Consider the following 24,444-nt stretch of genomic DNA (forward strand, 5'->3'; position numbering starts at 1 on the left):
CCCTTCACGCGTTTCCTGGGCTACGGCAGCCAGTCCCCGGCGGGGGAGTCCGGGTCCTCCGGCTCCGTGGCGCCCCCGCCCGTGGGCGGCTCGGTGGACGGGATGTTCGACGGCGACTCGGCGGGCGGCTGTGTCGGCGCGTCGGAGGTCGGCGTGTTGGACGGGGGTGTCTCGGTCGTCGGCTCGTCGGACGGCGGAGCCTCGGTCGTCTCCTCCTGCGTCGGCGACTCGCTCGGCGACTCACCGGCCGACGGCGACTCGCTCGGCTTCACCGCGGCGCCCTGCTTGGTCTCCAGGTCGAACTCGGTGACCTCGCCCATGACGTTGAAGGTGTAGGTGGCCCAGATCTCGGCGGGGAAGCCGCCGCCGTTGACGCGGTACTCGACGCCGCCCGCCCGGTACATCGGGACCTGCGGATGCGGTTCCTTGTCGTCCTCGCCGAACAGGCCGACGGAGGTGACCAGACCGGGGGTGAAGCCGGTGAACCAGGCCGACTTGTTGTTGTCGGACGTACCGGTCTTGCCGGCGACCTGCTGGCCGTCGCGCTGCGGGTTCTCCCGCACGGAACGTCCTGGCCGTGCCGTCGTCGACCACGCCGGTCAGCACGGAGGTGACCGTGTCCGCGGCCTCCCGGCTGATGACCTGCTCGCCGACCGGGTCTGGGAACTCGATCTTGCGGTCCTTGTGTTCGACCGCCTTCACGATCGCCGGGGTGACCTTCTTGCCGTGGTTGTCGAAGGTGGCGTAGACCCCGGCCATCTCCAGCGGGCTGGCGCCCATGCTGCCGAGGGTCTGGGCGGGCACGGCCTCCATGTCCTTGGTCTCCATGCCGAGTTTGCCCGCGACCTTCACCACCTCGGACATGCCAACGTCGATGCCCATCTGCGCGAAGACGGAGTTGACGGACTTGTTCATCGCCTGCTGGACGTCGATGTCGCCGTAGTCGACGTCGTCCTCGTTCGGGGGCGCGAAGCCGACCTTCCGGTCGCCGTCCATCACGGGGCGCTTGCTCGTGCCGTCGTACAGCGTGTCGGCCGTGATCGGCACGCCGTTCTGCGTCTCGGCGTCCTGGTCGGCCGCGGCGGCGAGGATCACCGGCTTGAAGGTCGAGGCGGGCTGGTAGTCGTCGCGGGTGGCGTTGTTCGTGTAGTGCTTCACGTAGTCCACGCCGCCGTACATCGCCACGACCGCGCCCGTCTTCGGGTCGACGGACACGGCTCCGGCCTGGACGTCGGCGTCCACCTTGCGCTTTTCCGGGTCGAGTTTGCTGGTGAGCGAGGCCTTGACCGACTTCTCCAGCGCGGCCTGCTTCTTCTTGTCGATGTTGAGCGTGATGGTGTAACCGCCGAGATCCACCAGCGCCTTGGCCTGCTCCAGGTCCTCGGCGGTGCCCTGGGCGACGAGTTGGTGCTTGAGCGCGTTGTTCGCCGCCTCGACCAGGTATCCGGTCTGGCCCTCCATCCCGGGGGCGGCCTTGGGCTCCTTGGGCTGCGGGAACTCCATGCCCTGGCGGTCGGCGGCGCTCAGCCACTTCTGCTCGACCATGTTGTCCAGGACGTAGTTCCAGCGCTCCTGGACCAGCTTCTTGCCGGTGTCGCTGGCGATCGCCCAGTCGTACTGGTTGGGCGCCTGGAGCAGCGCGGCGAGGTACGCGCCCTGTTCGACCGTCAGGTCCTCGGCGTCGACGCGGTAGTAGGCCTGGGCGGCGGCCTGGATCCCGTAGGCGCCGCGGCCGTAGTAGCTGGTGTTGATGTAGCCGGCGAGGATGTAGTCCTTGGACTTCTCCCGGTCCAGCTTCAGGGAGATGACCAGTTCCTTCAGCTTGCGCGAGACCGTCTGCTCCTGGCTCAGGTAGTAGTTCTTGACGTACTGCTGGGTGATGGTCGAACCGCCCTGCGCGCCCTTGCCGGAGAAGGTGTTGAGCAGGCCGCGCGCGGTGCCCTTGAGGTCGACGCCGGCGTCCTTGTAGAAGGTCTTGTTCTCGGCGGCGACGAAGGTGCGCTGGACCTCCTTGGGCACCTTGGCCAGGTCGACGATCTCGCGGTTGCGATCGCCGGTGCGGGCCATGATGCTGCCGTCGCTGTACTTGTAGACGTTGCTCTGCAGTTCGGCCTCGGCGTTCCCCTCGGGGATGTCGATCACCATGTACAGCACGATGAAGGCGCCCATGCCGAGCAGGCAGAGGCCGAAGAAGGCGCCGAGGACCTTCTTCCAGGTGAAGAGACGGCGTATCCGGCCACGGCCGTCCGCGGGGGACGAGCGGCGTCGCCTCGGCGCCGCGCGGCGGCCACCGCGCTGTCGCGCTTTTCTCTCTTCCGCTCGTCCCATGGGTCCGATCCGCTCCGCTTCGTTCATCTGTGTGCACGTCTCGCTCACGCGTCACACAGGTTCGTCGCTCAGGTCAGCTCAGAAAGCTAACACCGGGAGATGTGACAAACGGCTACCGATCCGGCCTTGTACGGACGTGAGAATCAGCACCCGTTCCCATGGAACCGACGTACGAGAGGGGTACAGGGTTGCTGTTCGAGGGTAAAGTGCTATCACTTAGATAAATCGAAGCAAGCTGCTGAGGCGTGCCCGGCACGCCCGCGAGAACGGGGGACCCACCATGTCCGCACACGACACCCCGCAGGTCACGGCCGATGTGCCGGAGATGCCCGCACCACGCGTCCGCGAGATCCAGGCACAGAGCATCGGGGGCGGGTTCGCCCTGCTGCTGGGGCTGCTCGGACTGTTCGTCGGCGCCGGGCTAATCGCCACCGCCACCGCGGTCTCCTCGACCGGAGGGAAGGCAGTCTTGATCGTCGGCGGCATCCTGATCGCCCTGGCCGCCTTCCTCGCGATGTGCGGGCTGAACATGGTGGCGCCGGGCGAGGCCCGGGTGGTCCAGCTCTTCGGACGCTACCGAGGGACGATCCGCCAGGACGGGCTGCGCTGGGTGAACCCCTTCACCTCGCGCACCAAGATCTCGACGCGGGTGCGCAACCACGAGACGGCCGTCCTGAAGGTGAACGACGCCTACGGCAACCCGATCGAGCTGGCCGCCGTCGTGGTGTGGCGGGTGGAGGACACCGCGCAGGCCACCTTCGAGGTGGACGACTACGTCGAGTTCGTCTCCACCCAGACCGAGGCGGCCGTGCGGCACATCGCCATCGAGTACCCCTACGACGCCCACGACGAGGACGGCCTCTCGCTGCGCGGCAACGCCGAGGAGATCACCGAGAAGCTCGCCGTCGAGCTGCACGCGCGCGTGGAGGCGGCCGGCGTACAGATCATCGAGTCCCGCTTCACCCACCTCGCGTACGCGCCGGAGATCGCCTCGGCGATGCTCCAGCGGCAGCAGGCAGGCGCGGTGGTCGCCGCGCGGCGGCAGATCGTGGACGGCGCGGTCGGCATGGTCGAGGCCGCGCTCGCCCGGATCAGCGAGCAGGACATCGTGGAGCTGGACAACGAACGCAAGGCGGCGATGGTGTCCAACCTGATGGTCGTGCTGTGCGGGGACCGTGCCGCCCAGCCGGTCCTGAACACGGGGACGCTCTACCAGTGACGGCCCCGTCCGAGGGCCCGGCCCCGAAGCGCCGGCCGCCGCAGCGCAAGCAGGTGCTGCTGCGGCTGGACCCACAGGTGTACGAGGCGCTGGCCCGCTGGGCGGGCGACGAACTGCGGTCGGCCAACGCCCAGATCGAGTTCCTGCTCCGCAGGGCGCTGGCGGAGGCCGGCCGCCTGCCCCGCGACACCGGCCTGCCGCCACGCCGGGGCCGGCCGCCGGGGGACGGCGGTCCGGGCCCGGGGGCCGCGCCACCGCCGTGACCGCCCCCGCGCGGCGGCGGGCCGTGTAGCGGAATCGTGACAATCGGCTCCGACCTGCGAAGGCGCACCCGCCGTCGGGGTCTGTGCACCTTGCGTATACACGGCAGGTATACACCGTGTGTAGAGTGCTCGGCATGTCCATCGGTCACACTCTCCTGGGACTCCTGGAGTCCGGGCCGCGCCACGGTTACGACCTCAAGCGCGCCTTCGACGAGAAGTTCGGTCACGACCGGCCGCTGCACTACGGCCAGGTCTACTCGACGATGTCCCGCCTGCTGAAGAACGGCCTCGTCGTGGTCGACGGCATCGAGGCGGGCGACGGCCCCGAGCGCAAGCGGTACGCGATCACCGACGCCGGGATCACCGACGTGCAGCAGTGGCTCGTCACGCCGGAGAAGCCCGAGCCGTATCTGCAGTCGACGCTGTACACCAAGGTCGTCCTCGCGCTGCTCACCCACCGCGACGCCGCCGACATCCTCGACACCCAGCGCTCGGAGCATCTGCGCAGCATGCGCATCCTCACCGACCGCAAACGCAAGGGCGACCTGGCCGACCAGCTCATCTGCGACCACGCCCTCTTCCACCTCGAGGCCGACCTGCGCTGGCTGGAACTCACCGCCGCGCGCCTCGACAAGCTCCGTGAGGCGGTAACCCGATGACTCCTCCCGCAGGTTCACTGCTCTCGGCCGAGCAACTGCGCAAGGCCTACGGCCCCACCCTCGCCCTCGACGGCGCCGAGTTCTCCATCCACCCCGGCGAGGTCGTCGCCGTCATGGGCCCCTCCGGTTCCGGCAAGTCGACGCTGCTGCACTGCCTCGCCGGCATCGTGCCGCCCGACTCGGGGACCATCACGTACAACGGGCGCGAGCTGTCCGCCATGCGCGACGCCGAGCGCAGTGCGCTGCGCCGCTCGGACTTCGGGTTCGTCTTCCAGTTCGGTCAGCTCGTGCCGGAGCTGACCTGCGTCGAGAACGTCGCCCTCCCGCTGCGCCTGAACGGCACCTCCCGCAAGGAGGCCGAGCGGACCGCGCTGACCTGGATGGAGCGGCTGGAGGTGGACGATCTCAGGAAGAAGCGGCCCGGCGAGGTGTCCGGCGGCCAGGGGCAGCGGGTCGCGGTGGCGCGGTCGCTGGTCACCGGCCCCCGGGTGCTCTTCGCCGACGAGCCGACCGGCGCGCTGGACTCCCTCAACGGAGAGCGCGTGATGGAACTCCTCACGGACGCCGCCCGCTCCACCAACGCCGCCGTCGTCCTGGTCACGCACGAGGCGCGGGTGGCCGCCTACTCCGACCGCGAGATCGTCGTGCGCGACGGCAGGTCGCGGGACATGGAGCGGGCCGTATGAACGCGCGCCAGTGGACCCGGGACCTCGCCCTGGGCGTGCGCTTCGCCTTCACCGGCGGGCGCGAGGGATGGACCCGGGCCGTACTGACGGCCGTCGGCGTCGGGCTCGGGGTGGCCCTGCTCCTGCTGACGACGGCGATCCCGAACGCGCTCGAGGTCCGGCACCAGCGGGAGGCCGCGCGCACCGACTTCACCTACAGCGACACGCAACTGCCGAAGGCGAACAACACCCTCGTGGTCGCCAACGTCGGACAGGACTTCCGCGACAAGAGCATCCGGGGCCGTGCCCTGGAGCCGGAGGGGCCGCGGGCTCCGCTGCCGCCCGGCGTGGCGAGGTTCCCGGCGAAGGGCGAGATGGTGGTCTCCCCCGCGCTGAAGAAGCTGCTGGAGTCGGACTCCGGCGCGCTGCTGAGCGACCGGCTGCCGGAGCGGATCGTGGGCACGATCGGGGAGAGCGGGCTGATCGGCTCCTCCGAACTCGCCTTCTACCGGGGCGCCGACGATCTCACGCCGCACATCGACGGCGGCCGGGTCGCCCGCATCGACCGGTTCGGGGACCCGAACCCGGTGACCGAGCGGTCCGACCCGGTGCTGCTGCTGCTGATCCTCGTCGTCTTCGTGGTGCTGCTGATGCCGGTCGCGGTCTTCATCGCCGCGGCCGTACGGTTCGGCGGTGAGCGTCGGGACCGCAGGCTCGCGGCTCTGCGGCTGGTGGGCTCCGACAGCCGTATGACACGGCGGATCGCCGCCGGTGAGGCGCTTGCGGGCGCGGTGCTCGGGCTGGTCTTCGGCACCGGGTTCTTCATGGTCGGGCGACAACTCGCGGGGTCGGCCGAGGTGTTCGACATCAGCGTGTTCCCGAGCTACCTCAACCCCTCGCCGGTGCTGGCCCTGCTGGTGGCGGTGACGGTGCCGGCGGCGGCGGTGCTGGTGACGCTGTTCGCGCTGCGCGGGGTGGTCATCGAACCGCTCGGCGTGGTGCGCGCGGGCCGGCCGCCGCGGCGCCGGCTGTGGTGGCGGCTGCTGCTGCCGCTGGCCGGGCTCGCCATGCTCTACCCGATGCTCGGCAGGGGGCGCGGGGGCGGCGACTTCAACCAGTACCTCGTGACCGGTGGTGTCGTGCTGCTCCTGGTCGGCGTGACGGCACTGCTGCCGTGGATCGTGGAGAGCGTCGTCGCCCGGCTCGGCTCGGGCGGGGTGGCCTGGCAACTGGCCGTGCGCAGACTGCAGATGAGCAGCGGTACGGCGGCCCGCATGGTCAACGGCATCGCGGTCGCCGTCGCCGGGGCGATCGCGCTGCAGATGCTGTTCGCCGGGGTGGAGGGCGACTACACCCGGCCCACCGGGCAGGACCTGTCGATGGCGCAGATGGAGGTGACCCTGCCGACCGAGGTGCCGATCGCGGGGGCCGCCGAGAAGTTCCGCGGCACCGAGGGCGTGAACGCGGTCTACGCCTTCTCCGAGGGCTATCTCGGTGACCGGGCGCACGACCCCGGTCAGGGCACCACGGTGACCGTGGGCGACTGCGCCTCGCTGCGGGAGATCGCCCGCCTGACGTCGTGCGGCGACGGGGACGTGTTCGCCGTCCACGGCGCCGAGTGGGACAGCGATGTCGACGTGGCGAAGCTGGCCGCGCCGGGACGCAAGCTGTACCTCGACCCCTCCTACGAGGGCGACGTGGATGGCCTGGCGGTCCCCTGGACGGTCCCGCGGGGCGTCAAGGCGGCGAAGCCGCGCCCCGGTCTGCTGGCCGGGGTCGACCGCGGCGGCTTCCTGATCACGCCGAAGGCCATGCCGGCCGCGCTCGCGCCCACGCTGACCGGGCACGCCTATCTCCGGCTCGACGAGTCCGTGCCGGACGTGCGGGACCGGGTGCGCAACACCGCCGCGGTCGTCGATCCGCTGGCGTACCCCATGACGTGGGCGGCCACGGAGCGGGTCGACCGGTTCGACGCCATCCGCACCGGTCTGCTGGTGGGGGCGACGTGTGTGCTGGCGCTGATCGGTGCCAGTCTGCTGGTCTCGCAACTGGAGCAACTGCGCGAGCGGAAGAAGCTGCTGTCGGCGCTGGTCGCCTTCGGCACCCGGCGCCGCACGCTGAGCCTGTCGGTGCTGTGGCAGACCGCGATCCCCATCGCGCTGGGCCTGCTGCTGGCCTCGGTGGTCGGTCTGACCCTCGGCACGGTCCTCCTGAAGATGGCGGCCACCCCGGTCCGCGTCGACTGGACCGGCGTCCTGGCCATGACCGGCATCGGCGCCGCGGTGGTCCTGGCGGTGACCCTCTGCAGCCTCCCCCCGCTGCTGCGCCTGATGCGCCCGGAGGGCCTGCGCACGGAGTAGCCCCTACGCCCCCGCGCCCCCGCCGCCTCAGCCGTGGACCGTGCGTACCGGCAGGTCCTTCATCGCCTCGCGCAGGGCCGCCGCCAGTTCCTCGTACTCCGCGGAGCGGGCCGCGCCCGTGCGCATGGCGAGGGCGACGCGGCGGGTCGGGGCCGGGTCGGCGAAGGAGGCGGTGAGCAGCCGGCTGGAGCGGGACGTCTCCACCCGGACGGCGGTGCGCGGCAGCAGCGTCACCCCGAGGCCGCCCGCGACCAACTGCACCAGCGTGGAAAGTCCCGCGGCCGTCGTCGTCGCCGGGACGCCCGCGCGGCCCGCCTCCCGGCAGATGTCGAGCGCCTGGTCGCGCAGGCAGTGGCCCTCGTCGAGCAGCAGCAGCTTCAGCTCGCGCAGCACCGTGCGCGAGAGGCCCTCCCGGCCGCCGAGCCGGTGGCCCAGCGGCGTGACGAGCACGAAGTCCTCGTCGAAGAGGGGGAGTTCCGCGACGCCGGGCAGGCCGAGCGGCACCGCCAGCAGAAGCAGATCGAGGCGGCCGGTCGTGAGGCCGTCCAGCAGGCTCGCGGTCTGCTCCTCGTGTACCTGGAGGTCGAGGTCCGGATAGCGGTCGTGGACCAGCCGCAGCACCGTCGGCAGCAGATAGGGCGCCACCGTCGGGATCACCCCGAGCCGCAGCGCCCCGGTGAACGGCGCCCGTACCGCCTCCGCCTCCTCCAGCAGCGCGCCGACCTCCGCCAGTACCGCCTTCGCCCGCACCGCGAGCCGCTCGCCGGCCGGTGAGAGCAGCACCTTGCGCGTCGTACGCTCCACGAGGGTGACACCGAGTGTCTCCTCCAGGGCGGAGACGGCACCCGAGAGCGCGGGCTGGCTCATGCCTATCGCGGCGGCGGCGTCACGGAAATGCAGATGCTCGGCGACCGCGGCGAAAGCCCGCAGCTGGGCGAGGCTGGGCTGCCTCTTCCTGGCTGCCACTAATAACCACCTCCGATCAGCCCGACCGAGTGTAGCTATTTCACTAATCAATGCACTCTGTGCCAACATCAATAACGTCCAACCCATGGGAAACACTCGCAAAATGGGTGTTTCTTCGCTGCACTTTTTGGAGAGCACGTGCTCACTGTCGGTGACAGGTTCCCCGAGTTCGATCTGACCGCCTGCGTCTCGCTGGAGAAGGGCAAGGAGTTCCAGCAGATCAACCACAAGACCTACGAGGGTCAGTGGAAGGTCGTCTTCGCCTGGCCCAAGGACTTCACCTTCGTGTGCCCGACCGAGATCGCCGCCTTCGGCAGGCTGAACGACGAGTTCGCCGACCGCGACGCCCAGGTGCTCGGCTTCTCCGGCGACTCCGAGTTCGTCCACCACGCCTGGCGCAAGGACCACCCGGACCTCACCGACCTGCCGTTCCCGATGATGGCGGACTCCAGGCACGAGCTGATGCGCGCCCTCGGCATCGAGGGCGAGGACGGCTTCGCCAAGCGCGCCGTGTTCATCGTGGACCAGAACAACGAGATCCAGTTCACCATGGTGACCGCCGGCTCGGTCGGCCGTAACCCCAAGGAGGTCCTGCGGGTCCTCGACGCCCTGCAGACCGACGAACTCTGCCCCTGCAACTGGAGCAAGGGCGACGAGACCCTCGACCCGGTCGCGCTGCTGGCCGGGGAGTGATCTGACATGTCCCTCGACTCCCTGAAGTCCGCCATACCGGACTACGCCAAGGACCTGAAGCTCAACCTGGGCTCGGTCATCGGCAACTCCGATCTCCCCGCACAGCAGTTGTGGGGCACCGTGCTGGCGACCGCCATCGCCTCGCGCTCCCCGATCGTGCTGCGCGAGCTGGCGCCGGAGGCGAAGGCGAACCTCACGCCCGAGGCGTACTCGGCCGCCAAGTCGGCCGCCGCCGTCATGGCGATGAACAACGTCTTCTACCGCACCAGGCACCTGCTGTCGGACCACGAGTACGGCACCCTGCGCGCCGGCCTGCGGATGAACGTCATCGGCAACCCGGGCGTCGACAAGGTCGACTTCGAGCTGTGGTCCTTCGCGGTGTCCGCCATCAACGGCTGCGGCATGTGCCTGGACTCGCACGAGCAGGTGCTCCGCAAGGCCGGGGTGGACCGCGAGACGATCCAGGAGGCGTTCAAGATCGCCGCCGTGGTCGAGGCCGTCGGCGCCACGCTGGACGCCGAGGCGGTACTGGCCGCCCTGTAGCGGGCCCGCACCGGCCGCCAGTACGGCACACGACGACGGGCCCCGCCCACCGACTCGGTCGGCGGGGCCCGTTCGCGTGTCCGTGCCCCTGCGCTATGCCGGGGCGGCGTCCGAGGGAGGCTCGGGCTTCTCGTCCGCCGGCGGTGGCGGTTCCGCCGACGGCGGGGCGTCCTTCGAGGTCGCGCCCTGCGGCTTCGGGGCCTGGCGCACGGCGGCCTCCCGGGAGTACGCCCGCAGATAGCCCACGACGGTGTTGGTCACCGCCACCAGCGGTACGGCGACCACCGCGCCGCCGATGCCGGCCACCATGCCGCCTGCGGCCACCGACAGGACGACCGCCAGCGGATGGACCCGCACCGCGCGCCCGAGGATGAACGGCTGCAGGATGTGCCCCTCGATCTGCTGCACCGCCAGTACCACCGCGAGCGTCATGACCGCCGCGAACACGCCCTGCGTCACCAGCGCCACGACGACCGCGAGCGCGCCCGACACCACCGCGCCGACGAGCGGGATGAAGGCGAACAGGAAGATGAACACGGCCAGCGGGACGGCCATCGGCACATCGAGGAAGTAGATGCCGAGGCCGATGAAGATGGCGTCGATGAGCGCCACTATCACCGTGCCGCGCACATACGCCGTCAGCGTCCGCCACGCGCGCGGTCCCGCACCGGCAACGCCCGGCCGGGCCGCGGCCGGCACCAGCTTCAGCGTCCACTGCCAGATGCGCTTGCCGTCGTAGAGCAGGAAGAGCGTCGAGAAGGCGGCCAGCAGGATGCCGGTGAGCGCCTCGACGACGACCGTGACGCCCTCCAGTCCGGCCGACGTTATCTGGTCGGAGTTGGCGCCGACCGCGTCGCGCAGGCTCTTGGCGATCTCGTTGATCTGCTTGTCGGTGACATGGAGGGGGCTGTTCAGGAGCCAGTTGCGCAGTTCGTCGATGCCGTCCTGGACCTGGTCGGAGAGATTGTCGATGTTCTCCATGACCTGCCAGGTGACGAACCAGCCGATCAGCCCCATCACCACGAACCCGAGGATCGCGGTCAGGGCGGTGGCGGGTCCCCGCGGCACCCCGTGCCTGCGCAGCCACGCCACGCTCGGCTGGAGCAGCGCCGTGATGAGCAGCGCGGCCACGAACGCCAGCACCACCAGCTGTACGGCGCTGATGATGCGCATCAGCACCCACACGGTGCCGCCGAGGATCAGCAGCCGCCAACTGGCCTCCGCGGCGACCCGTACGCCCCAGGGCACGGCCTGGGCCGGGTCGGGGCGCGGCTGGACCAGGATCTGCTGGTGCGCGGAGGCGTGCTCCTCGGGCAGGTCGTCCTCCGGCGCCGCGATGTCGTCGGCGGGTGCCGCCGGGTCGCGGTCGCCGTCCGCCCGCCGTGCCTCTTCCCGGCGCTGGTCCAACCGGTTGCTCATCTCGGTCAGTCCGGCGCCGAGCCGGCCGAGCCACCCTGGCACTCGCGACATGATCCGTCCTCTTCCCCCGTCTTTCCTCACCACTCCCCCCGGAGTCATTTCGGTCCGACCGTACATGGCGGGAGCGCGAAAGCCCCCCACCGTAGGACGGTGAGGGGCTGTGCGAGGTTGAGCGGTGGGCCGTACCGGCCGGGCTCAGTACCAGTGGTTGGCCTGCCAGAAGGCCCAGGCGTCGCACGGGCTGCCGTAGCGGCTGTCCATGTAGCTGAGGCCCCACTTGATCTGGGTGGCCGGGTTGGTCTGCCAGTCGGCGCCGGCGGAGGCGTACTTGCCCGCCGGGAGCGCCTGGAAGAGACCGTAGGCACCGGAGGAGGCGTTGACCGCCTGGTAGTTCCAGCTGGACTCGTGGTCCACGATGTTGCTGAAGCACTGGAACTGGGCGCTCGGCACCATCTGACGGGCCATCGCCTGGATCTGGCCGATGCTGTAGGAACTCTGGACGGTGAAGCTGGTGGACTCCCGCTGGGCGTCGCGGCTGGCCGCTTCCTTCTCCGCCTCGCGCTGCTTGGCCTCCTCGGCCGCCTTCTTGGCCGCCTCCTGCTTGGCCACGGCGGTCTTGGCGGCTGCCGTGCGGGCCGCCGCCTCGGCGTCCTTCTTGGCGCTCGCGTCGGCGGCGATGGCCTGCACGTCGGCCTGCTGAGTCAGGGACGCGGTCTGCACCTGCGCCTGCTCGCCCATGGGGATGTCGGCGAGCAGCGTCGTACCGGGTGCCGTCGCTTCCGCGTCATTGGGCTGCGCGGTGCTTCCCGAGGCAACGCCGACGACACTTCCGACAGCGGTGACCGCCGTGGCCGAGGCCACTGCGAATCCTCGGACCGAGATCCGGCTCACACGGTTTCCTTCCAGCATCGCCCGCTTCGGTGACCCTCGCGGACGCAATCGTGCCCCTGACGCTGGCCTCCCCAACTACGGGTCACGGGAGGCACGGGCCCGGTGGACAACTCCCGCACGGGGAGCGCCGCGTGATGCTCGGGCGGCATACGACTCTGCTATGGAGTTGGTCTGGTGCTTCTGTGGCGCCGTACCGCTGGGGGTACAGCTGTGTCGTATGCGGGGCCTGACAGGAGTGAGACTCTGCCGTAACCCGGCGGGGTGAGGCAATTCTGTGTTGCGTGTGAAAGCTCACATCCCGTTTGGCCCAGGGGATTCACGGAAAGCCCCACACACCGAAGCGCCGCCCGGCTAGGCTCTTGGCCTTTCCGGACGGCGCCGACTGTCGGGCAACCGGCCCTTGTCGGGTCGGAATTCCCGGGAGGGGTCAGATGTGGCCGTCCTCCAGCATTTCGGTCACAAGTGCCGCGATCTGGGACCTCTCGGAGCGGGTCAGGGTGACGTGCGCGAAGAGCGGGTGCCCCTTCAGCTTCTCGATGACGGCGACGACCCCGTCGTACCTCCCCACCCGCAGGTTGTCCCGCTGGGCCACGTCGTGGGTCAGGACGACCCTCGAATTGGCCCCGATCCGGGACAGGACGGTCAGCAGGACGTTCCGCTCCAGCGACTGGGCCTCGTCCACGATCACGAAGGCGTCGTGCAGCGAGCGGCCGCGGATGTGGGTGAGCGGCAGCACCTCCAGCATCCCGCGGGCGGTGACCTCCTCGATGACCTCCCGGCTGGTGACCGCCGACAGCGTGTCGAAGACCGCCTGCGCCCAGGGGCTCATCTTCTCCGCCTCGGAACCGGGCAGATAGCCCAGCTCCTGGCCGCCCACCGCGTACAGCGGACGGAAGACCATCACCTTCTGGTGCTGCCGGCGCTCCAGCACGGCCTCCAGACCCGCGCACAGCGCCAGCGCCGACTTGCCGGTGCCGGCCCGGCCGCCCATCGACACGATGCCGACGTCCGGATCGAGGAGCAGGTCGAGCGCGATCCGCTGCTCGGCGCTGCGGCCCTTGATGCCGAACGCCTCCCGGTCGCCGCGCACCACGCGGACATCGCCGTCGGGCGTGACCCGGCCGAGGGCCTTGCCGCGCTCCGACTGGATGGTCAGACCGGTGTGCACGGGCAGGTCGGCGGCCTCGGGGACGTGGACGTGCCCCTCCTCGAAGAGGATGTCCACCTGCTCGCCCGGCAGGGTCAGCTCCGACATCCCGGTCCAGCCGGTGGCGTCCGTGATGGCCAGTTCGGCGCGGTACTCCTCGGCGAGGAGGCCGACGGAGGACGCCTTGATCCTGAGCGGGAGGTCCTTCGAGACGACGGTGACGTTCGAACCCCTCCGCCTGCAGATTGCGGGCGACCGCGAGGATGCGGGAGTCGTTGTCCCCCAGGCGGTAGCCGCTGGGCAGCACGCTGGGGTCCGAGTGGTTCAGCTCGACACGGACGGTGCCGCCGAGATCCCCGATCGGAATGGGGGCGTCGAGGCGGCCGTTCCGCACCCGGAACTCGTCGAGCAGGCGCAGGGCCTGCCGGGCGAAGTAGCCGAGTTCGGGATGGTGCCGTTTGGCCTCCAGCTCCGTGACCACGACGATCGGGAGCACTACCTCGTGCTCGTCGAAGCGGTTCAGAGCGTTCGGGTCGGCCAGCAGGACGCTGGTGTCGAGAACGTAGGTGCGCCTATCGGGCTTGTGGCGCTTTGTGCTGGTCACCACGGAAGGACGTACCCCCTCGGAAGAGGTCGGGGAGCGACGGAGTGGACGCTGGTCCGGGAGGGCGGGAACGAGCCGACCGGTCGACGGCCGCCATGCACTGGCGCGGGCCGCGGACCGGCCCTCCGCCGCGTCTCCCGTGCCGTGACCGCACGGTGGGGCTGGTGCAAAGGGCCTCCCGGGCGGACGGCTCCGTGCCGTCCGCTGAGATCCGACACCCGTGGTTCGGGCGTCGACCTGCTTGCCTTATGCCCTGGAACGAGCGCCGCCATGCCATGACACAGGGCGGCACACCGGTGAACTCCTCGTTACGGGTGTCCCACGGGGAGCCGGGCGGGGTGGGAGAAGCCGTGTCCGGCGGCGGCGGGGCCGGGGCGGGGCTGTCGCCGGGGGCGGCGACGGACTCCGGGAGTGGAGGCAGAAAAAACGGGCCGGTCCGTGGGGGGGGGATACGGACCGGCCCGAGGGGGGGTTTCCACCATAACCCTTTGTAAGTGATGCTGCGTGCATTGGCGTGCCACAACTACTCTCCGGAGTCGGCCGGCGACGCCCGGATGGCCGCGGAAGCACCTATTCCGCCCTGAAACATGGCCAAAACACAGCGGATTCCGAGGATTCGGCGGATTCGCGGGTGCGGGAAGTGACCCAAGGGGCGACCCGGCGGACCCGGCAGGCACCGCGACCCGCGTGTCGGACCGCCGACCGCTTCCTCCCACCGGGCGACACCACCGGCGAACGGCCACTTGACCGGGCACCGCGCAGCCCCCTCCACTGCGCGGTGCCAGACGCGCAGCTTTGCTCACGCGAATTACCTGGGTTCGAACTTACGCGACCGGGCGGTGCGGATTCGACCCGAGAAGGACAACGATGGATAACGATGTGGAAACCCTGTGAGGATTGACTGGCGATTCCGCATCCTCTCTCCCGGCACACGAATATTTGCGAAGGTACTCCCCTTAAGGTGCGAAAAATCCGAGTCGCCCGCAAACCCAACAGGCCGGGACCTGTCCTACTCCCCTCCTAACGTCACCCCATGACGAAGACGACGGGAATCACGTGGAGTGCGGCGAGCGCACGGCGGCTCGGACGGCAGTTCCTGGCCATGTCCGCCCGAGCGGCCACGCCGGTCGCCGACGTGGCCGGCGCGATGCTCGGCGTCCACGCCCAGGTACTGTCGGCGGCCGAGCCGGCGGTCGGTCTGCGAACCGACGGCACGACCCGAGCGGACGTACGCGCCGCCCTGTGGCCGACCGGGTCGCCCGCCGCATCGCCCTCGCTCGTGAAGACCCACGGCCCGCGCGGGACGGTGCACCCGCTCCCGGCGTACGGCTCGGCGAGGAGCGGGCCGGGCAGGTCGTGGCGGCGATCGGCGACGCACTCGACGGCGCGTCCCTGACCAGCGACGAACTCGGCGACGAGGTCGTCGCCCGCACCGGTCCCTGGGCCGGCGACCTGGTGATGCCGGCGTTCCAGACCATGTGGCCCCGCTGGCGGCAGGTGCTGCACCGGGCCGGGCAGTGCGGCGCCCTGTCCTTCGGCCCGAACCGCGGCCGCAAGGTGACGTACACCCGCCCACCGCACTTCGCCCCGCTCCCGCCCGAGGAGGCGTCGCGGCTTCTCGTACGCCGTTACCTGCACGCGTACGGTCCCGCCACGCGGCAGCACTTCGCCCGCTGGCTCGCGGCGCCGCCCGGCTGGGCGAGGGCCCGGTACGAGGAGCTGGCCCTGGCCGCCGCGGGCGAGGTCGAGGAGGTCCGCTTCGAGGGGGCTCCGGCGTGGGTGGTGGCCGGTGACACGGACTTCCCGGACGGGACGGAACGGGACGGGCTGCTGCGCGGGGTGCGGCTGCTCCCGTACTTCGACGCCTACCTCGTCGCCGCGCAGCCGCGGGAGCTGCTCTTTCCCGGGGACGCGTACCGGCGGGCGCTGGCGGGCGGGCAGGCGGGCGACTTCCCCGTGCTGCTGGTGGACGGTGTGGTGGCGGGCGTGTGGCACCAGCGTCGCCGGGGACGGCGTACGACCATCACGGTCGAGCCGCTGGGACGCCCGGCGGCACGGCAGGAACGGGAGCTTGCGGTGCGGGCGGAACGGGTGGCGGCGGTACTGGAGGCGCGGGCGGAGCCGGTGGTCGGCGAGGTGACGGTGGGCGCGCACGCGTGACTCTCGGGATCAGGGGCGCGGCCTGCGTACGTCGAAGAGGTGGCGCGCGCTGTGCGCGACGAAGGGTCCGTCGGCCTCGATGCGCTCGTGCAGGGCGCGCAGTCGGTCCCGGTACCCCTCGACGGTGAAGCCGGGGACCATCCACACGACCTTGCGCAGGAAGTGGACGACGGCGCCGATGTCGTTGAACTCCATCCGCAGCCGCTCCGCCCGCAGATCGACGACCTCCAGCCCGGCGGCCTCGGCGTCGGCACGCTCGCCCTCGGGACTGCGCTGCCGGTGGTTCTCCTCCGGCAGGGGCCCGAGGAAGTACTCGACGAGTTCGAAGACGCTGGCGGGACCGACGTGCTGGGCGAAGTAGCCGCCCCCGGGCATGAGCACGCGGGCGATCTCGGCCCAGTGCGGTCGCACGGGATGCCGGCTCACGACCAGGTCGAAGGCCTCGTCCGCGAAGGGGAGCGGCGCATCGTCGGGCGAGGCGACGACGGGGACGCCGCGGGGGCGGAGCAGCCGGGTGGCCTTGGCGACATTGGGCGGCCAGCCTTCGGTGGCGACGACGAGGGCTTGCGGGGTTCGCGGGGCTGTTGGGATCTCCGGGGGCCGGGGGCTTTCGGCGGCCCCGGGGCTTTGGCGGCTTCGGCTGCTCCGAGGGCGAGGTCCAGAACCTCCCCTCCCCCGGTCTGTACGTCCAGTACGGCGCCGGCGGCGGCCAGCCTGCCCGCCATGGACCGCGCGTACCCCCAGGACGGCCGGGCCTCGCTCGCCCGCCCCTCGAACCAGGAGAAGTCCCACCCCTCGGTGGGCACGGTGGCGCCCTCGGCCACGAATTCTTCGAAGGTACGGGGGCGGGGCTGTGCCACGGACGGATCCGATCGCTGAAGTGGACGGTGCGAGGCCACGGCCGACGGCGGGGTGGGCGTGGAACTCAGCCCGCCACCAGCGCCCGGACCTCCTCGGCGGCGAACCTCACGAACCCTTCCGGATCGGGTTCGTCCCCGGTCGGCTGGAGAATCACGGTGTCGGCCCCGGCCTCGGCCAACCGCCCTACGGCCTCGGCGACGGCCGCCGCGTCCCCGGCGACCCCGAGGTCCGGTACCGACTCCGCTCCCTCCGCGACCAGTTCGGCCCGAAGCCGCTCGGAGGCGTCGGCGCCGGTGGCGGCGAGGAGATACACGACCACCTTGTGCGCCTCCGTCCGCCCGGCCGCCGCGCGCCCCTCGTCGATGAGCCGCCGGGCCCTGCGAACCCCGTCGGGCGGGGTGGAGGCGGTGAGTACGGTCCCGTCGGCGGCCTCACCGGCCAGCCGCAGCGAACGGGGCCCGGTGGCACCGGCGAGCACCTCGACGGCGTGACCCGGCGGCCAGTCGAGGGCGACGTCGTCGAGCCGGACGTAGCGTCCCCCGGTCGTCACCCGCTCCCCGCGCAACAACGCCCGCAGCGCCAGGAGATGCTCCCTCAGCAGGGTGACGGGCGACTCGACCCGCGCCCCGACCTGCCCCATCCAGTCCTGCACCCCGTGCCCCACGCCGAGGACGGCGCGGCCGGGGAACATCCGGTGCAGGGTGGCGGCCTCCATGGCGGTGAGGGCCACGTTCCGCAACGGCACGGGCAGCAGTCCGACGCCGACGCGCACCCGCTCGGTCCACGCGAGCGCGGCGGCGGCCGTGGAGATGCCGCCCTCGCGGAAACAGTCCTCCCACAACCACAGTTCCTCAAGTCCGGCCTCGTCGGCCACACGAGCCACGGCACGCAGCCGCTCGGGGGCGAGCTGAGGACGGAATACGGCGCCGAGTCCAGTCATGGGATCTTCCTACCCGCGGCCCCGCCCACCGGACAACACCATTACGCGTCCGCGCCCAGGGGGTTCTCCCACCTGACCGTCTCGACAACCTGCCGCAAAATCCCCCGATACTCCGCCCGCCGGGCCGTTGCGACGGTACTGAGCGTGAGAACGGCCAGCCGCTTGCAGTCGGGGTGGGGGAGGTATGCGTGAATCTGCAGGAGGGGGAGGTGCGGGAGTCCGCTGTCAGCGGCGCATCTCCACGTGGTCTCACTGAGCGCCGCGGGCCCACAAGGAAGCTCCTCGAAGGCGACACGCGTATGCCCCGCGACCGACGTGACCGCACGGGCCGCCGTGACGCCACGTGGGGCGACGGTCGTGTCACGCCAGGAGATGGTGAAGAGGGAGAGCAGATGAGCCCCTCCGCCCGCCGTGTCGACGTCGTCGCGGTGCAGACCGACGGCACAGTGCACCGTACCGAATTCACACAACGCCCCAAGCATCCGCTGCCCCAATGCCAGCCGCGCGACGACCTGCTGACGCGTCAATTCGCTGGGGGCGGCGTCGAGCAACGGGGCGACGGCCTCGCACATCCTCTCGGCAAACGGCGAACCGGGCTCGGCAAGCAGGGAATCCATCGGCAGGGCGATGAAACCGGCGGGTTCGGCTAACCACAACTCTGCGCAAGGATCGTCGACGGATGCGTCGACAATGATCGCTGGGGTGCTCACAACAGGCCTCTCACTGCCGGTTCAGGGTTGGACGGGACGAACCCCTGCTCGTCGGCCACGGTCGATGTCTTCAGGAGTCGCACACCAGTCGGTGAAGCGCTGTCCACTCCGGTCACCGATTCGCTGCTCAACAATATGCAGGCGTCTCGGGGAAGCGCCCCTCCGAGAAGCTGCCGCCACAATTCCGATAAAGCGAGGGTCACCCGCAAACCAAATCGTTGCGATCTGGGCCTTCAGATTCGGCCTGGCTTTAGGCGTCATGCGTCGGGCCCACCACTGCGTGCCGAGATGCGAAGCGAAAACGAGCGGCAGTTGTTGGTCCTCGCGGGCTGGGTTCGACAACTCAAACCAACCATACTGACCGCCCGCCACCTCAGGCCGATCGGCAAGCCCTCGCGGAACATTACGCATGATTTGCCAGGGGTACGTGCGGAGAATACGTAACATCAGGAATGCCGATAGGATGATCTTCACCTGAGCAGCTACCCGATAGGGGCCATACAGAAAGTACGGCATGCAAACCCATACAACCCATCGAGCCGTGTAGGTGGAGGCCGCCAGAAGTACCACCCAGAGGGCGGCCCAGCAGATTAAACCGATGACATTCACGAACATGTGCCAGACCCAGGAACGCCGGGTGGGGGCATGGTCCCAGGCAGCGAGAGAGGTATCAGGATTCACAGTCCTTCGCTCCCTTTATCTCCAACATCAGAAAACGTGACGGACGAGGTCGATGATCCCGCCATTGTCAAGGATGAGGAGGGAGCCATCGATCCCGGCGACCATACCGTCTTTGATACCGCCTCCTTCTGCATCTACCACGTTGTTGTACAAACCCAATCCACCAGTGGCGACCCCGGTAACACCAGAAGTTACAGCGACAATATTTGCGGCTTTCGCCGGGTCGCTGAAACCTCGCACTGCTCGCGCGACCAATTGGTTGTCCAGCCCCACAACAAGTTGGGCTTCCTCGAAAGATTTTGAACCGTAAGTGGCTGCCTTCTGCCAGAATCCGAGAGACGCGCCACCTGCCTGGATAGTGCGGGTGGCTTTGATACCACCCTTTAATACAGCTCCCACTCCGGGCAGCACCGCTGCCGCATCTGCTCCCACCGAGACGGTGTTACTCCAGAAGTCGACATCGAGTTCTCCTTTAATAATTCCATCCATGAGCGAAGCACGAACCTCAGGATCGCTGAGCCTGAGTAGAAGTGCCGTGGCACTCAGCCCTGAAGCCGTAAGCATGAGCGCCGCCACCGTCGCGATACCCCACCCCAACGGCCCGGAAAGAAGCAACGCCACCACCCCGATCAACCCCGCCGTGAAGCTGAGGATGTCCGGCAGGTTGTCGCCGAGCCAGTCCAGTGCCTCGGCGAACCAGCCCGGCTCGTGCGGGACCAGCTTCTTCGTGGCGGCGCGGATCCGGCCGGCCCGGTACGCGGCCTTTGCCTCGTGCTCCTCGGCCAGCCTCTCCGCCCTGCCGATGATCCTCTTCAACTCGGCCTGGGCGTCCTCCAGGTCACCATTCGCACGCGTCAGAGCCTTCTGCGCGGCATCCCGGTCGGCCCCCTCCTTCCCGAGGCCGGGATGGTCACCCGCCTTGTCCGCGCGCCCTTGTGCACGATCGACCGCGGCCTGGGCCTCCTCCGCGTCCTTTTCCAGCTTCTTGGCCCGCCGCTGGAAGTCGTCGAGTTCGCCCTCCCAACGGTCCAGTTGGGTGGCCGCCTTGCGGATGGAGTGCGCCGCGTTCTTCAGATTCAGAGGCAGCGGACCACCGTCGAGCTGCTCACGGAAGGCGACGGCGGCGTCGCCCTTCCAACAGCTGCCGTCCAGCAGCTTGGTGACGAGGTCGTGGGTCTCCTGAAGGACCTTGGCGCAACCGCTGAGCTTCTTGCGCAGAGCCCGCACGGCTTCGGTGTCACCCGGCACCGGGTTGAAACCGAGGTGCGGATAGCCGGGGTTCGGGATGCGCGGAGCGGACTTGAGCCCCTGCGGTCTGCCCAGATCCGCCCGGGACCGCGGATCAAGAGCGGCGCCGTACTGGTCGTTTCCGGCGGTGATGGTCACGTCCTGCCACCACTCCCGCCCTCACGCGAGGCGCGCACCGCTTCTTCGAGTGCCTTGTCGACCTCGAGGTAGCTGTCCCTGCTCTTGCCGATGATGTCGGCCAGATCCTCCGTCTGCCTGCCGATCTCCTCGGAGCCGTACTTCCAGTCCTTCTGGAAGGCCTCGCACGCCGAGTCGAGATCATCCGTGCCGAGCCCGGTGATCGTGGCGTCCGACAGTGCCTTCCGAACGCCGTCGAGTGAAGTCGAGGACCTCCTCAACGACTTCATGAATCGCCCGAGTTCGTCACCGTCGACGGCAAGCCGGTCCGCCATGTGCCCGTCCCCTCTCCGGTTCACCTGCACCGGAGAGAGGAACGACGAGATCCGCTTTTCGTGACGTACACACGGCGGCTGCCCCACTCCGGGGGACCACATCCCGCCCCGAGGGCTGGTGACACCGGTCAGCGGTTGACGGCCTGGATCTCCTGTACGACCACGTCCTGGGTGGCACCGAACGTCCCGTCGGGAAGGTCACCGCCCGCGCCACCGCTGCCGGTCCAGTGGATCTCCCACGTCACAGTCGCCTGGAGCGGATACGAACCACTCCCCGAAGAACGCAGATACTTCACACCACACGGCGGCGTCTGCGCCGACTTCCCCTTGGCATAGGCCTCGCCGATACGGCCATTGTCGATCTCACACACACCGGAGGCGGGGTACGTCTCGGCATCCGCCGTACCCGGCTCAATCCGCAAAGAAACCGGCTCCGCCGTCGCGGTCGCCTCAATACCCAACACCGGCACCGACGCGGTAACGGAAACCGGCCTGAACTGAGCATTGTCCAGCCACGCCCAGGTCGGAAGATTCACCTTCGTCGCAACCGCAGGCGCCAGAGTCACCTGCGTACCCGGAACACGGATCTCGGCATACGCCAGCTCGGCGAGGATCTCCGGAGTCACGGCTTCCGGAATGTCGGCGGGCGGAGGATCACCCTTGTCCACCCAGAAGACAGGTCTGTTACAGGCATCCCAGCCCGGCGGGTAACTCTCATCGACGTACGAATCCCAGAAATACCCCTCCCCCGACTTGTCCTTGTTGAAATCCTTGTACGGCTTCCCCTTGACGTACCTCTCCCGCTGCTGGGCATCCCACTCGTACCCCGTCGACTCGGCCTCCCAGATCGGCTCCATGTACGCCTGAAGCTCCTCCGGCGTGTACTTCGGCGCATACCAACAAGCCGGCGGCGACCAGGAATTCACCGACGTCACAGCACCCACGGAACCACCACTGCCGTTCTTCGAACGATCGAAGACCACACCCCCGGCAGTTACCGACACAGTGCCGTCACCACCGGTGTCCGCGTGCTGCTCCGTGGTCGGGTTCTGAGTGTTGCCGTCCAGAATGTCGTCGGCGCGTGCGGTGCCCGGGAGCACAAGGAGTGCCAGGCACGCGCTTGCCGCGGCGGTGACCGGCAGCACCCTCATCGCACGGGTCAGGGACGGCACTTGTCACTCCCACTCTGCGAGGTGATCTTCTGGATCTCCCACACGCCTTCGCCGTTCTTCTTCAGCGACGTGTGGTAGATGACATAACTCTTGGCGGTCACCTAGGTTTTTCTGATCTCGTTGGTCTTGAGGAACTTCACGTACGCCTTGCCCTGGTCCTCGCAGTAGGTGAAGGAGGCGGTGCCGTCCTTGTCGACCGAGACTTGCGGCGCGTAGAAGCGATAACTGCCCGTGATGCCGGCCTTCTGATCGACATAGTTCTGGATGAACGCCTGGGTACCGGCAGCCGCTTCACCCTCGTAGTAATAGAGATAGGCCTTGTCAAGCGCGTCCTGGTTGACGATCGCCAGGTCCACGGCCTTGATGGACTGCTCGGTGTCGGCGAGCACCGCGTCCTTGTCCTTGTCGCCCGTCCTGGGCCACTCGAAGGTGTAGGAGAGATCGGCGGGCAGCTCGATCCTGGGCCGGCCGGCCTCCGACGGCTCCGACGCCGTCGGCGAGGCCGACGGGCTGGAGCTGCCCGTGTCCGCCCCCGCGATCTTGTCCTCCCCGCCGGAGGAACTGTCGTCGCCTCCGCACGCGGACAGCGTCAGGGCCGCAGCGGCGGTCAGCGTGAGCGCTGCGAGGACGGTGGGGCGGCGGCGAATCACGGTCGACTCCTGGGGGACGAGGCTTCTCTTGAGCGAAGCAACGCTATCCAGCAGGGTCGAGTGACACCAGGGGGACCCAGTCTCGGCCGAGGCGCTGGTGCGAAGCCCCAAGCAGAGTGCGAGGCTTCAGCGGTTGACGGCCTGGATCTCCTGTACGACCACGTCCTGGGTGGCACCGAACGTCCCGTCGGGAAGGTCACCGCCCGCGCCACCGCTGCCGGTCCAGTGGATCTCCCACGTCACAGTCGCCTGGAGCGGATACGAACCGTTCCCCGAAGAACGCAGATACTTCACACCACACGGCGGCGTCTGCGCCGACTTCCCCTTGGCATAGGCCTCGCCGATACGGCCGTTGTCGATCTCACACACACCGGAGGCGGGGTACGTCTCGGCATCCGCCGTACCCGGCTCAATCCGCAAAGAAACCGGCTCCGCCGTCGCGGTCGCCTCAATACCCAACACCGGCACCGACGCGGTAACGGAAACCGGCCTGAACTGAGCATTGTCCAGCCACGCCCAGGTCGGAAGATTCACCTTCGTCGCAACCGCGGGCGCCAGAGTCACCTGCGTACCCGGAACACGGATCTCGGCATACGCCAGCTCGGCGAGGATCTCCGGAGTCACTGCGTTCTCGATGCCTGCGGGTGGGGCGTCACCCGTGTCCACCCAGAAGTAGTCCTCGTTACACGAGTCCCAGCCCGGCGGGAAGCTCTCGTCGACGTACGAGCCCCACCAATAGCCCTTGCCGCTCCTGTCCTTGTTGAAGCCCTTCTCGTCGTCCTTGGCGTTGTACTTTTCCCGCTGCTCGGCGTCCCACTCGTACCCGGTGGATTCGGCTTCCCAGATCGGTTCCAGATACTTCTGCAGCTGTTCCGGGGTGTACTTGGGCGCATACCAGCAGGGGGGCGGGCTCCACGAGGCGGACAACGTCAACGCCCCGGTGGAGTTGCCGCTGCCGTTCTTCGAACGGTCGAAGACGACACCGCCCACGGTCACGGAGAGGTTGCCGTCGCCGTCGGCATTGGCTTCTTGACCCGTCGAACCACGGTTGCCGTTCTCACCACGCCCTCCGGCGAACGCGGTCGGGGCCAGGATCACCGGTAGAACACCCAGTGCGACAACTATGGCGCCTCTCAGACCATTCCTTACGGCTGGCATGCCTTGCTCCCCCGGTTTGACGCGATGTCCGTCGTCTGCCAAACACCCTCGGCGTTCATCGCGAGCTTCGTGTTGTAAAGGACGTAACTGTCCGCTGTCGTCGGGTTCTTGTCGACCTTTCCCGTCTTCATGTCCTTGATGAACGACTTGCTCTCGTCCGAACAGTAGGTGACGTACGCCTGGCCCTTTTCGGGAAGGTTGACCTTGTAGTCGAAGTAACGGGTCTCCCCGACCCAGGTGTGCTTCTTGTCGATGTACCCGAGCACATAGGTGATCGAGTCGCTCAGGGCCGACTCGACGTTGTAGAAACCGAGGGCTTTGGTGTCCGTGCTGCCCTCGAAGATCGCCTCGTCGACGGAGTTGACACTCAGCGTGCTGTCGGCGAGGGCCGCGTCCTTCGCCGCGTCTCCCGTCTTCTCGTACTCGAAGACGTTCTTCGCGTCGGAGGGAAACGTGATTTTCGGACGGCCGCCGGTGTCCGACGCACTGGGGCTCGGCGAGGCGGCCAACGTCTCACCGCCCGTGTCGGCGCCCGCGATCTTGTCACTGTCCTTCGCGGCGCTGTCGTCGTCGCCTCCGCACGCGGACAGCGTCAGGGCCGCAGCGGCGGTCAGCGTGAGCGCTGCGAGGGCGGTGGGGCGGCGGCGAATCACGG

17 protein-coding genes and 5 pseudogenes are annotated in these 24,444 nt (G+C 69.0%); 8 read left to right on the plus strand and 14 right to left on the minus strand.

The genetic code is table 11. The annotated features are described in order from the left end of the window. Window positions 1–20: 20 nt before the first annotated feature. A pseudogene (locus AC4IHM_RS11255) lies at window positions 21–2,328 on the minus strand (transglycosylase domain-containing protein). Between the two features lie 280 nt (window positions 2,329–2,608). Here AC4IHM_RS11255 and AC4IHM_RS11260 point away from each other — a divergent pair. The 5 genes from AC4IHM_RS11260 to AC4IHM_RS11280 all read left to right on the plus strand — a co-directional run bounded on the left by AC4IHM_RS11260 (window position 2,609) and on the right by AC4IHM_RS11280 (window position 7,494). Further along, window positions 2,609–3,547, plus strand: a complete 939-nt coding sequence (locus tag AC4IHM_RS11260; protein WP_490866933.1) for an SPFH domain-containing protein — start codon at window positions 2,609–2,611, stop codon at window positions 3,545–3,547. Further along, complete coding sequence (locus AC4IHM_RS11265) at window positions 3,544–3,810, plus strand: type II toxin-antitoxin system antitoxin (protein WP_490866934.1); 267 nt, start codon at window positions 3,544–3,546, stop codon at window positions 3,808–3,810. The genes AC4IHM_RS11260 and AC4IHM_RS11265 overlap by 4 nt, the downstream gene beginning before the upstream one ends. Window positions 3,811–3,944: 134 nt before the next feature. Then, window positions 3,945–4,469, plus strand: coding sequence for a PadR family transcriptional regulator (locus AC4IHM_RS11270; RefSeq protein ID WP_490866935.1), 525 nt, complete (start codon window positions 3,945–3,947; stop codon window positions 4,467–4,469). Next, window positions 4,466–5,155, plus strand: coding sequence for an ABC transporter ATP-binding protein (locus tag AC4IHM_RS11275; protein WP_490866936.1), 690 nt, complete (start codon window positions 4,466–4,468; stop codon window positions 5,153–5,155). The genes AC4IHM_RS11270 and AC4IHM_RS11275 overlap by 4 nt, the downstream gene beginning before the upstream one ends. Further along, window positions 5,152–7,494, plus strand: a complete 2,343-nt coding sequence (locus AC4IHM_RS11280) for an ABC transporter permease (protein ID WP_490866937.1) — start codon at window positions 5,152–5,154, stop codon at window positions 7,492–7,494. The genes AC4IHM_RS11275 and AC4IHM_RS11280 overlap by 4 nt, the downstream gene beginning before the upstream one ends. A 27-nt stretch (window positions 7,495–7,521) precedes the next feature. Here AC4IHM_RS11280 and AC4IHM_RS11285 read toward each other — a convergent pair whose 3' ends face one another. Continuing rightward, window positions 7,522–8,460: a LysR substrate-binding domain-containing protein gene (locus tag AC4IHM_RS11285; protein WP_490866938.1), complete on the minus strand. Its 939-nt coding sequence runs from the start codon at window positions 8,458–8,460 to the stop codon at window positions 7,522–7,524. A gap of 138 nt (window positions 8,461–8,598) precedes the next feature. On the opposite strand from AC4IHM_RS11285, the gene AC4IHM_RS11290 reads away from it, so the two are divergent. Both AC4IHM_RS11290 and AC4IHM_RS11295 read left to right on the plus strand, forming a co-directional pair. Continuing rightward, the gene (locus AC4IHM_RS11290) at window positions 8,599–9,153 is read left to right on the plus strand and encodes a peroxiredoxin (RefSeq protein WP_490866939.1); all 555 of its coding nucleotides are present in this window, start codon (window positions 8,599–8,601) and stop codon (window positions 9,151–9,153) included. Between the two features lie 6 nt (window positions 9,154–9,159). Beyond that, entirely contained in the window at window positions 9,160–9,696 is a 537-nt protein-coding gene (locus AC4IHM_RS11295; protein WP_490866940.1) for an alkyl hydroperoxide reductase, read from the plus strand. A 93-nt stretch (window positions 9,697–9,789) separates the two neighbouring features. On the opposite strand, the gene AC4IHM_RS11300 is transcribed toward AC4IHM_RS11295, so the two are convergent. The 3 genes and pseudogenes from AC4IHM_RS11300 to phoH2 all read right to left on the minus strand — a co-directional run bounded on the left by AC4IHM_RS11300 (window position 9,790) and on the right by phoH2 (window position 13,760). Beyond that, entirely contained in the window at window positions 9,790–11,166 is a 1,377-nt protein-coding gene (locus tag AC4IHM_RS11300) for an AI-2E family transporter (protein ID WP_490866941.1), read from the minus strand. Window positions 11,167–11,310: 144 nt separating this feature from the next. Further along, window positions 11,311–12,006: an aggregation-promoting factor C-terminal-like domain-containing protein gene (locus AC4IHM_RS11305; RefSeq protein WP_490866942.1), complete on the minus strand. Its 696-nt coding sequence runs from the start codon at window positions 12,004–12,006 to the stop codon at window positions 11,311–11,313. Window positions 12,007–12,433: 427 nt separating this feature from the next. Beyond that, a pseudogene (phoH2, locus tag AC4IHM_RS11310) lies at window positions 12,434–13,760 on the minus strand (RNA 5'-3' helicase PhoH2). Window positions 13,761–14,790: 1,030 nt separating this feature from the next. Here phoH2 and AC4IHM_RS11315 point away from each other — a divergent pair. Beyond that, window positions 14,791–15,917, plus strand: a pseudogene (locus AC4IHM_RS11315) (winged helix DNA-binding domain-containing protein). A gap of 9 nt (window positions 15,918–15,926) precedes the next feature. On the opposite strand, the pseudogene AC4IHM_RS11320 reads toward AC4IHM_RS11315, so the two are convergent. The 9 genes and pseudogenes from AC4IHM_RS11320 to AC4IHM_RS11360 form a co-directional block, all read right to left on the minus strand. Continuing rightward, a pseudogene (locus tag AC4IHM_RS11320) lies at window positions 15,927–16,777 on the minus strand (methyltransferase domain-containing protein). 65 nt (window positions 16,778–16,842) lie between these two features. Beyond that, window positions 16,843–17,718 carry an LLM class flavin-dependent oxidoreductase gene (locus AC4IHM_RS11325; RefSeq protein WP_490866943.1) on the minus strand — a complete coding sequence of 292 codons (876 nt, stop codon included), beginning with the start codon at window positions 17,716–17,718 and terminating at the stop codon, window positions 16,843–16,845. A gap of 41 nt (window positions 17,719–17,759) precedes the next feature. Beyond that, window positions 17,760–18,428: a hypothetical protein gene (locus tag AC4IHM_RS11330; RefSeq protein WP_490866944.1), complete on the minus strand. Its 669-nt coding sequence runs from the start codon at window positions 18,426–18,428 to the stop codon at window positions 17,760–17,762. 708 nt (window positions 18,429–19,136) lie between these two features. Next, window positions 19,137–20,495: a putative T7SS-secreted protein gene (locus AC4IHM_RS11335; RefSeq protein ID WP_490866945.1), complete on the minus strand. Its 1,359-nt coding sequence runs from the start codon at window positions 20,493–20,495 to the stop codon at window positions 19,137–19,139. Further along, entirely contained in the window at window positions 20,492–20,809 is a 318-nt protein-coding gene (locus AC4IHM_RS11340) for a hypothetical protein (RefSeq protein ID WP_490866946.1), read from the minus strand. Before AC4IHM_RS11340 ends, AC4IHM_RS11335 begins: the two co-directional genes overlap by 4 nt. Before the next feature lie 128 nt (window positions 20,810–20,937). Then, on the minus strand, window positions 20,938–21,981 hold the full coding sequence (locus AC4IHM_RS11345; protein WP_490866947.1) for a hypothetical protein: 1,044 nt from the start codon (window positions 21,979–21,981) through the stop codon (window positions 20,938–20,940). After that, a pseudogene (locus AC4IHM_RS11350) lies at window positions 21,969–22,628 on the minus strand (hypothetical protein). Before AC4IHM_RS11350 ends, AC4IHM_RS11345 begins: the two are co-directional and overlap by 13 nt. A 129-nt stretch (window positions 22,629–22,757) precedes the next feature. After that, window positions 22,758–23,789, minus strand: a complete 1,032-nt coding sequence (locus AC4IHM_RS11355) for a hypothetical protein (protein ID WP_490866948.1) — start codon at window positions 23,787–23,789, stop codon at window positions 22,758–22,760. Further along, window positions 23,777–24,442 carry a hypothetical protein gene (locus AC4IHM_RS11360; protein ID WP_490866949.1) on the minus strand — a complete coding sequence of 222 codons (666 nt, stop codon included), beginning with the start codon at window positions 24,440–24,442 and terminating at the stop codon, window positions 23,777–23,779. Before AC4IHM_RS11360 ends, AC4IHM_RS11355 begins: the two co-directional genes overlap by 13 nt. Between the last annotated feature and the right edge of the window lie 2 nt (window positions 24,443–24,444).

Source organism: Streptomyces sp. SL06 (assembly GCF_058244745.1).

Bases quoted from the DNA above. Each gene is read 5' to 3' on its own strand.
- AC4IHM_RS11260 (WP_490866933.1), top strand. From the start codon at position 2,609: ATGTCCGCACACGACACCCCGCAGGTCACGGCCGATGTGCCGGAGATG.
- AC4IHM_RS11270 (WP_490866935.1), top strand. From the start codon at position 3,945: ATGTCCATCGGTCACACTCTCCTGGGACTCCTGGAGTCCGGGCCGCGC.
- AC4IHM_RS11275 (WP_490866936.1), top strand. From the start codon at position 4,466: ATGACTCCTCCCGCAGGTTCACTGCTCTCGGCCGAGCAACTGCGCAAG.
- AC4IHM_RS11280 (WP_490866937.1), top strand. From the start codon at position 5,152: ATGAACGCGCGCCAGTGGACCCGGGACCTCGCCCTGGGCGTGCGCTTC.
- AC4IHM_RS11295 (WP_490866940.1), top strand. From the start codon at position 9,160: ATGTCCCTCGACTCCCTGAAGTCCGCCATACCGGACTACGCCAAGGAC.
- AC4IHM_RS11300 (WP_490866941.1), bottom strand. From the start codon at position 11,166: ATGTCGCGAGTGCCAGGGTGGCTCGGCCGGCTCGGCGCCGGACTGACC.
- AC4IHM_RS11325 (WP_490866943.1), bottom strand. From the start codon at position 17,718: ATGACTGGACTCGGCGCCGTATTCCGTCCTCAGCTCGCCCCCGAGCGG.
- AC4IHM_RS11340 (WP_490866946.1), bottom strand. From the start codon at position 20,809: ATGGCGGACCGGCTTGCCGTCGACGGTGACGAACTCGGGCGATTCATG.
- AC4IHM_RS11355 (WP_490866948.1), bottom strand. From the start codon at position 23,789: ATGCCAGCCGTAAGGAATGGTCTGAGAGGCGCCATAGTTGTCGCACTG.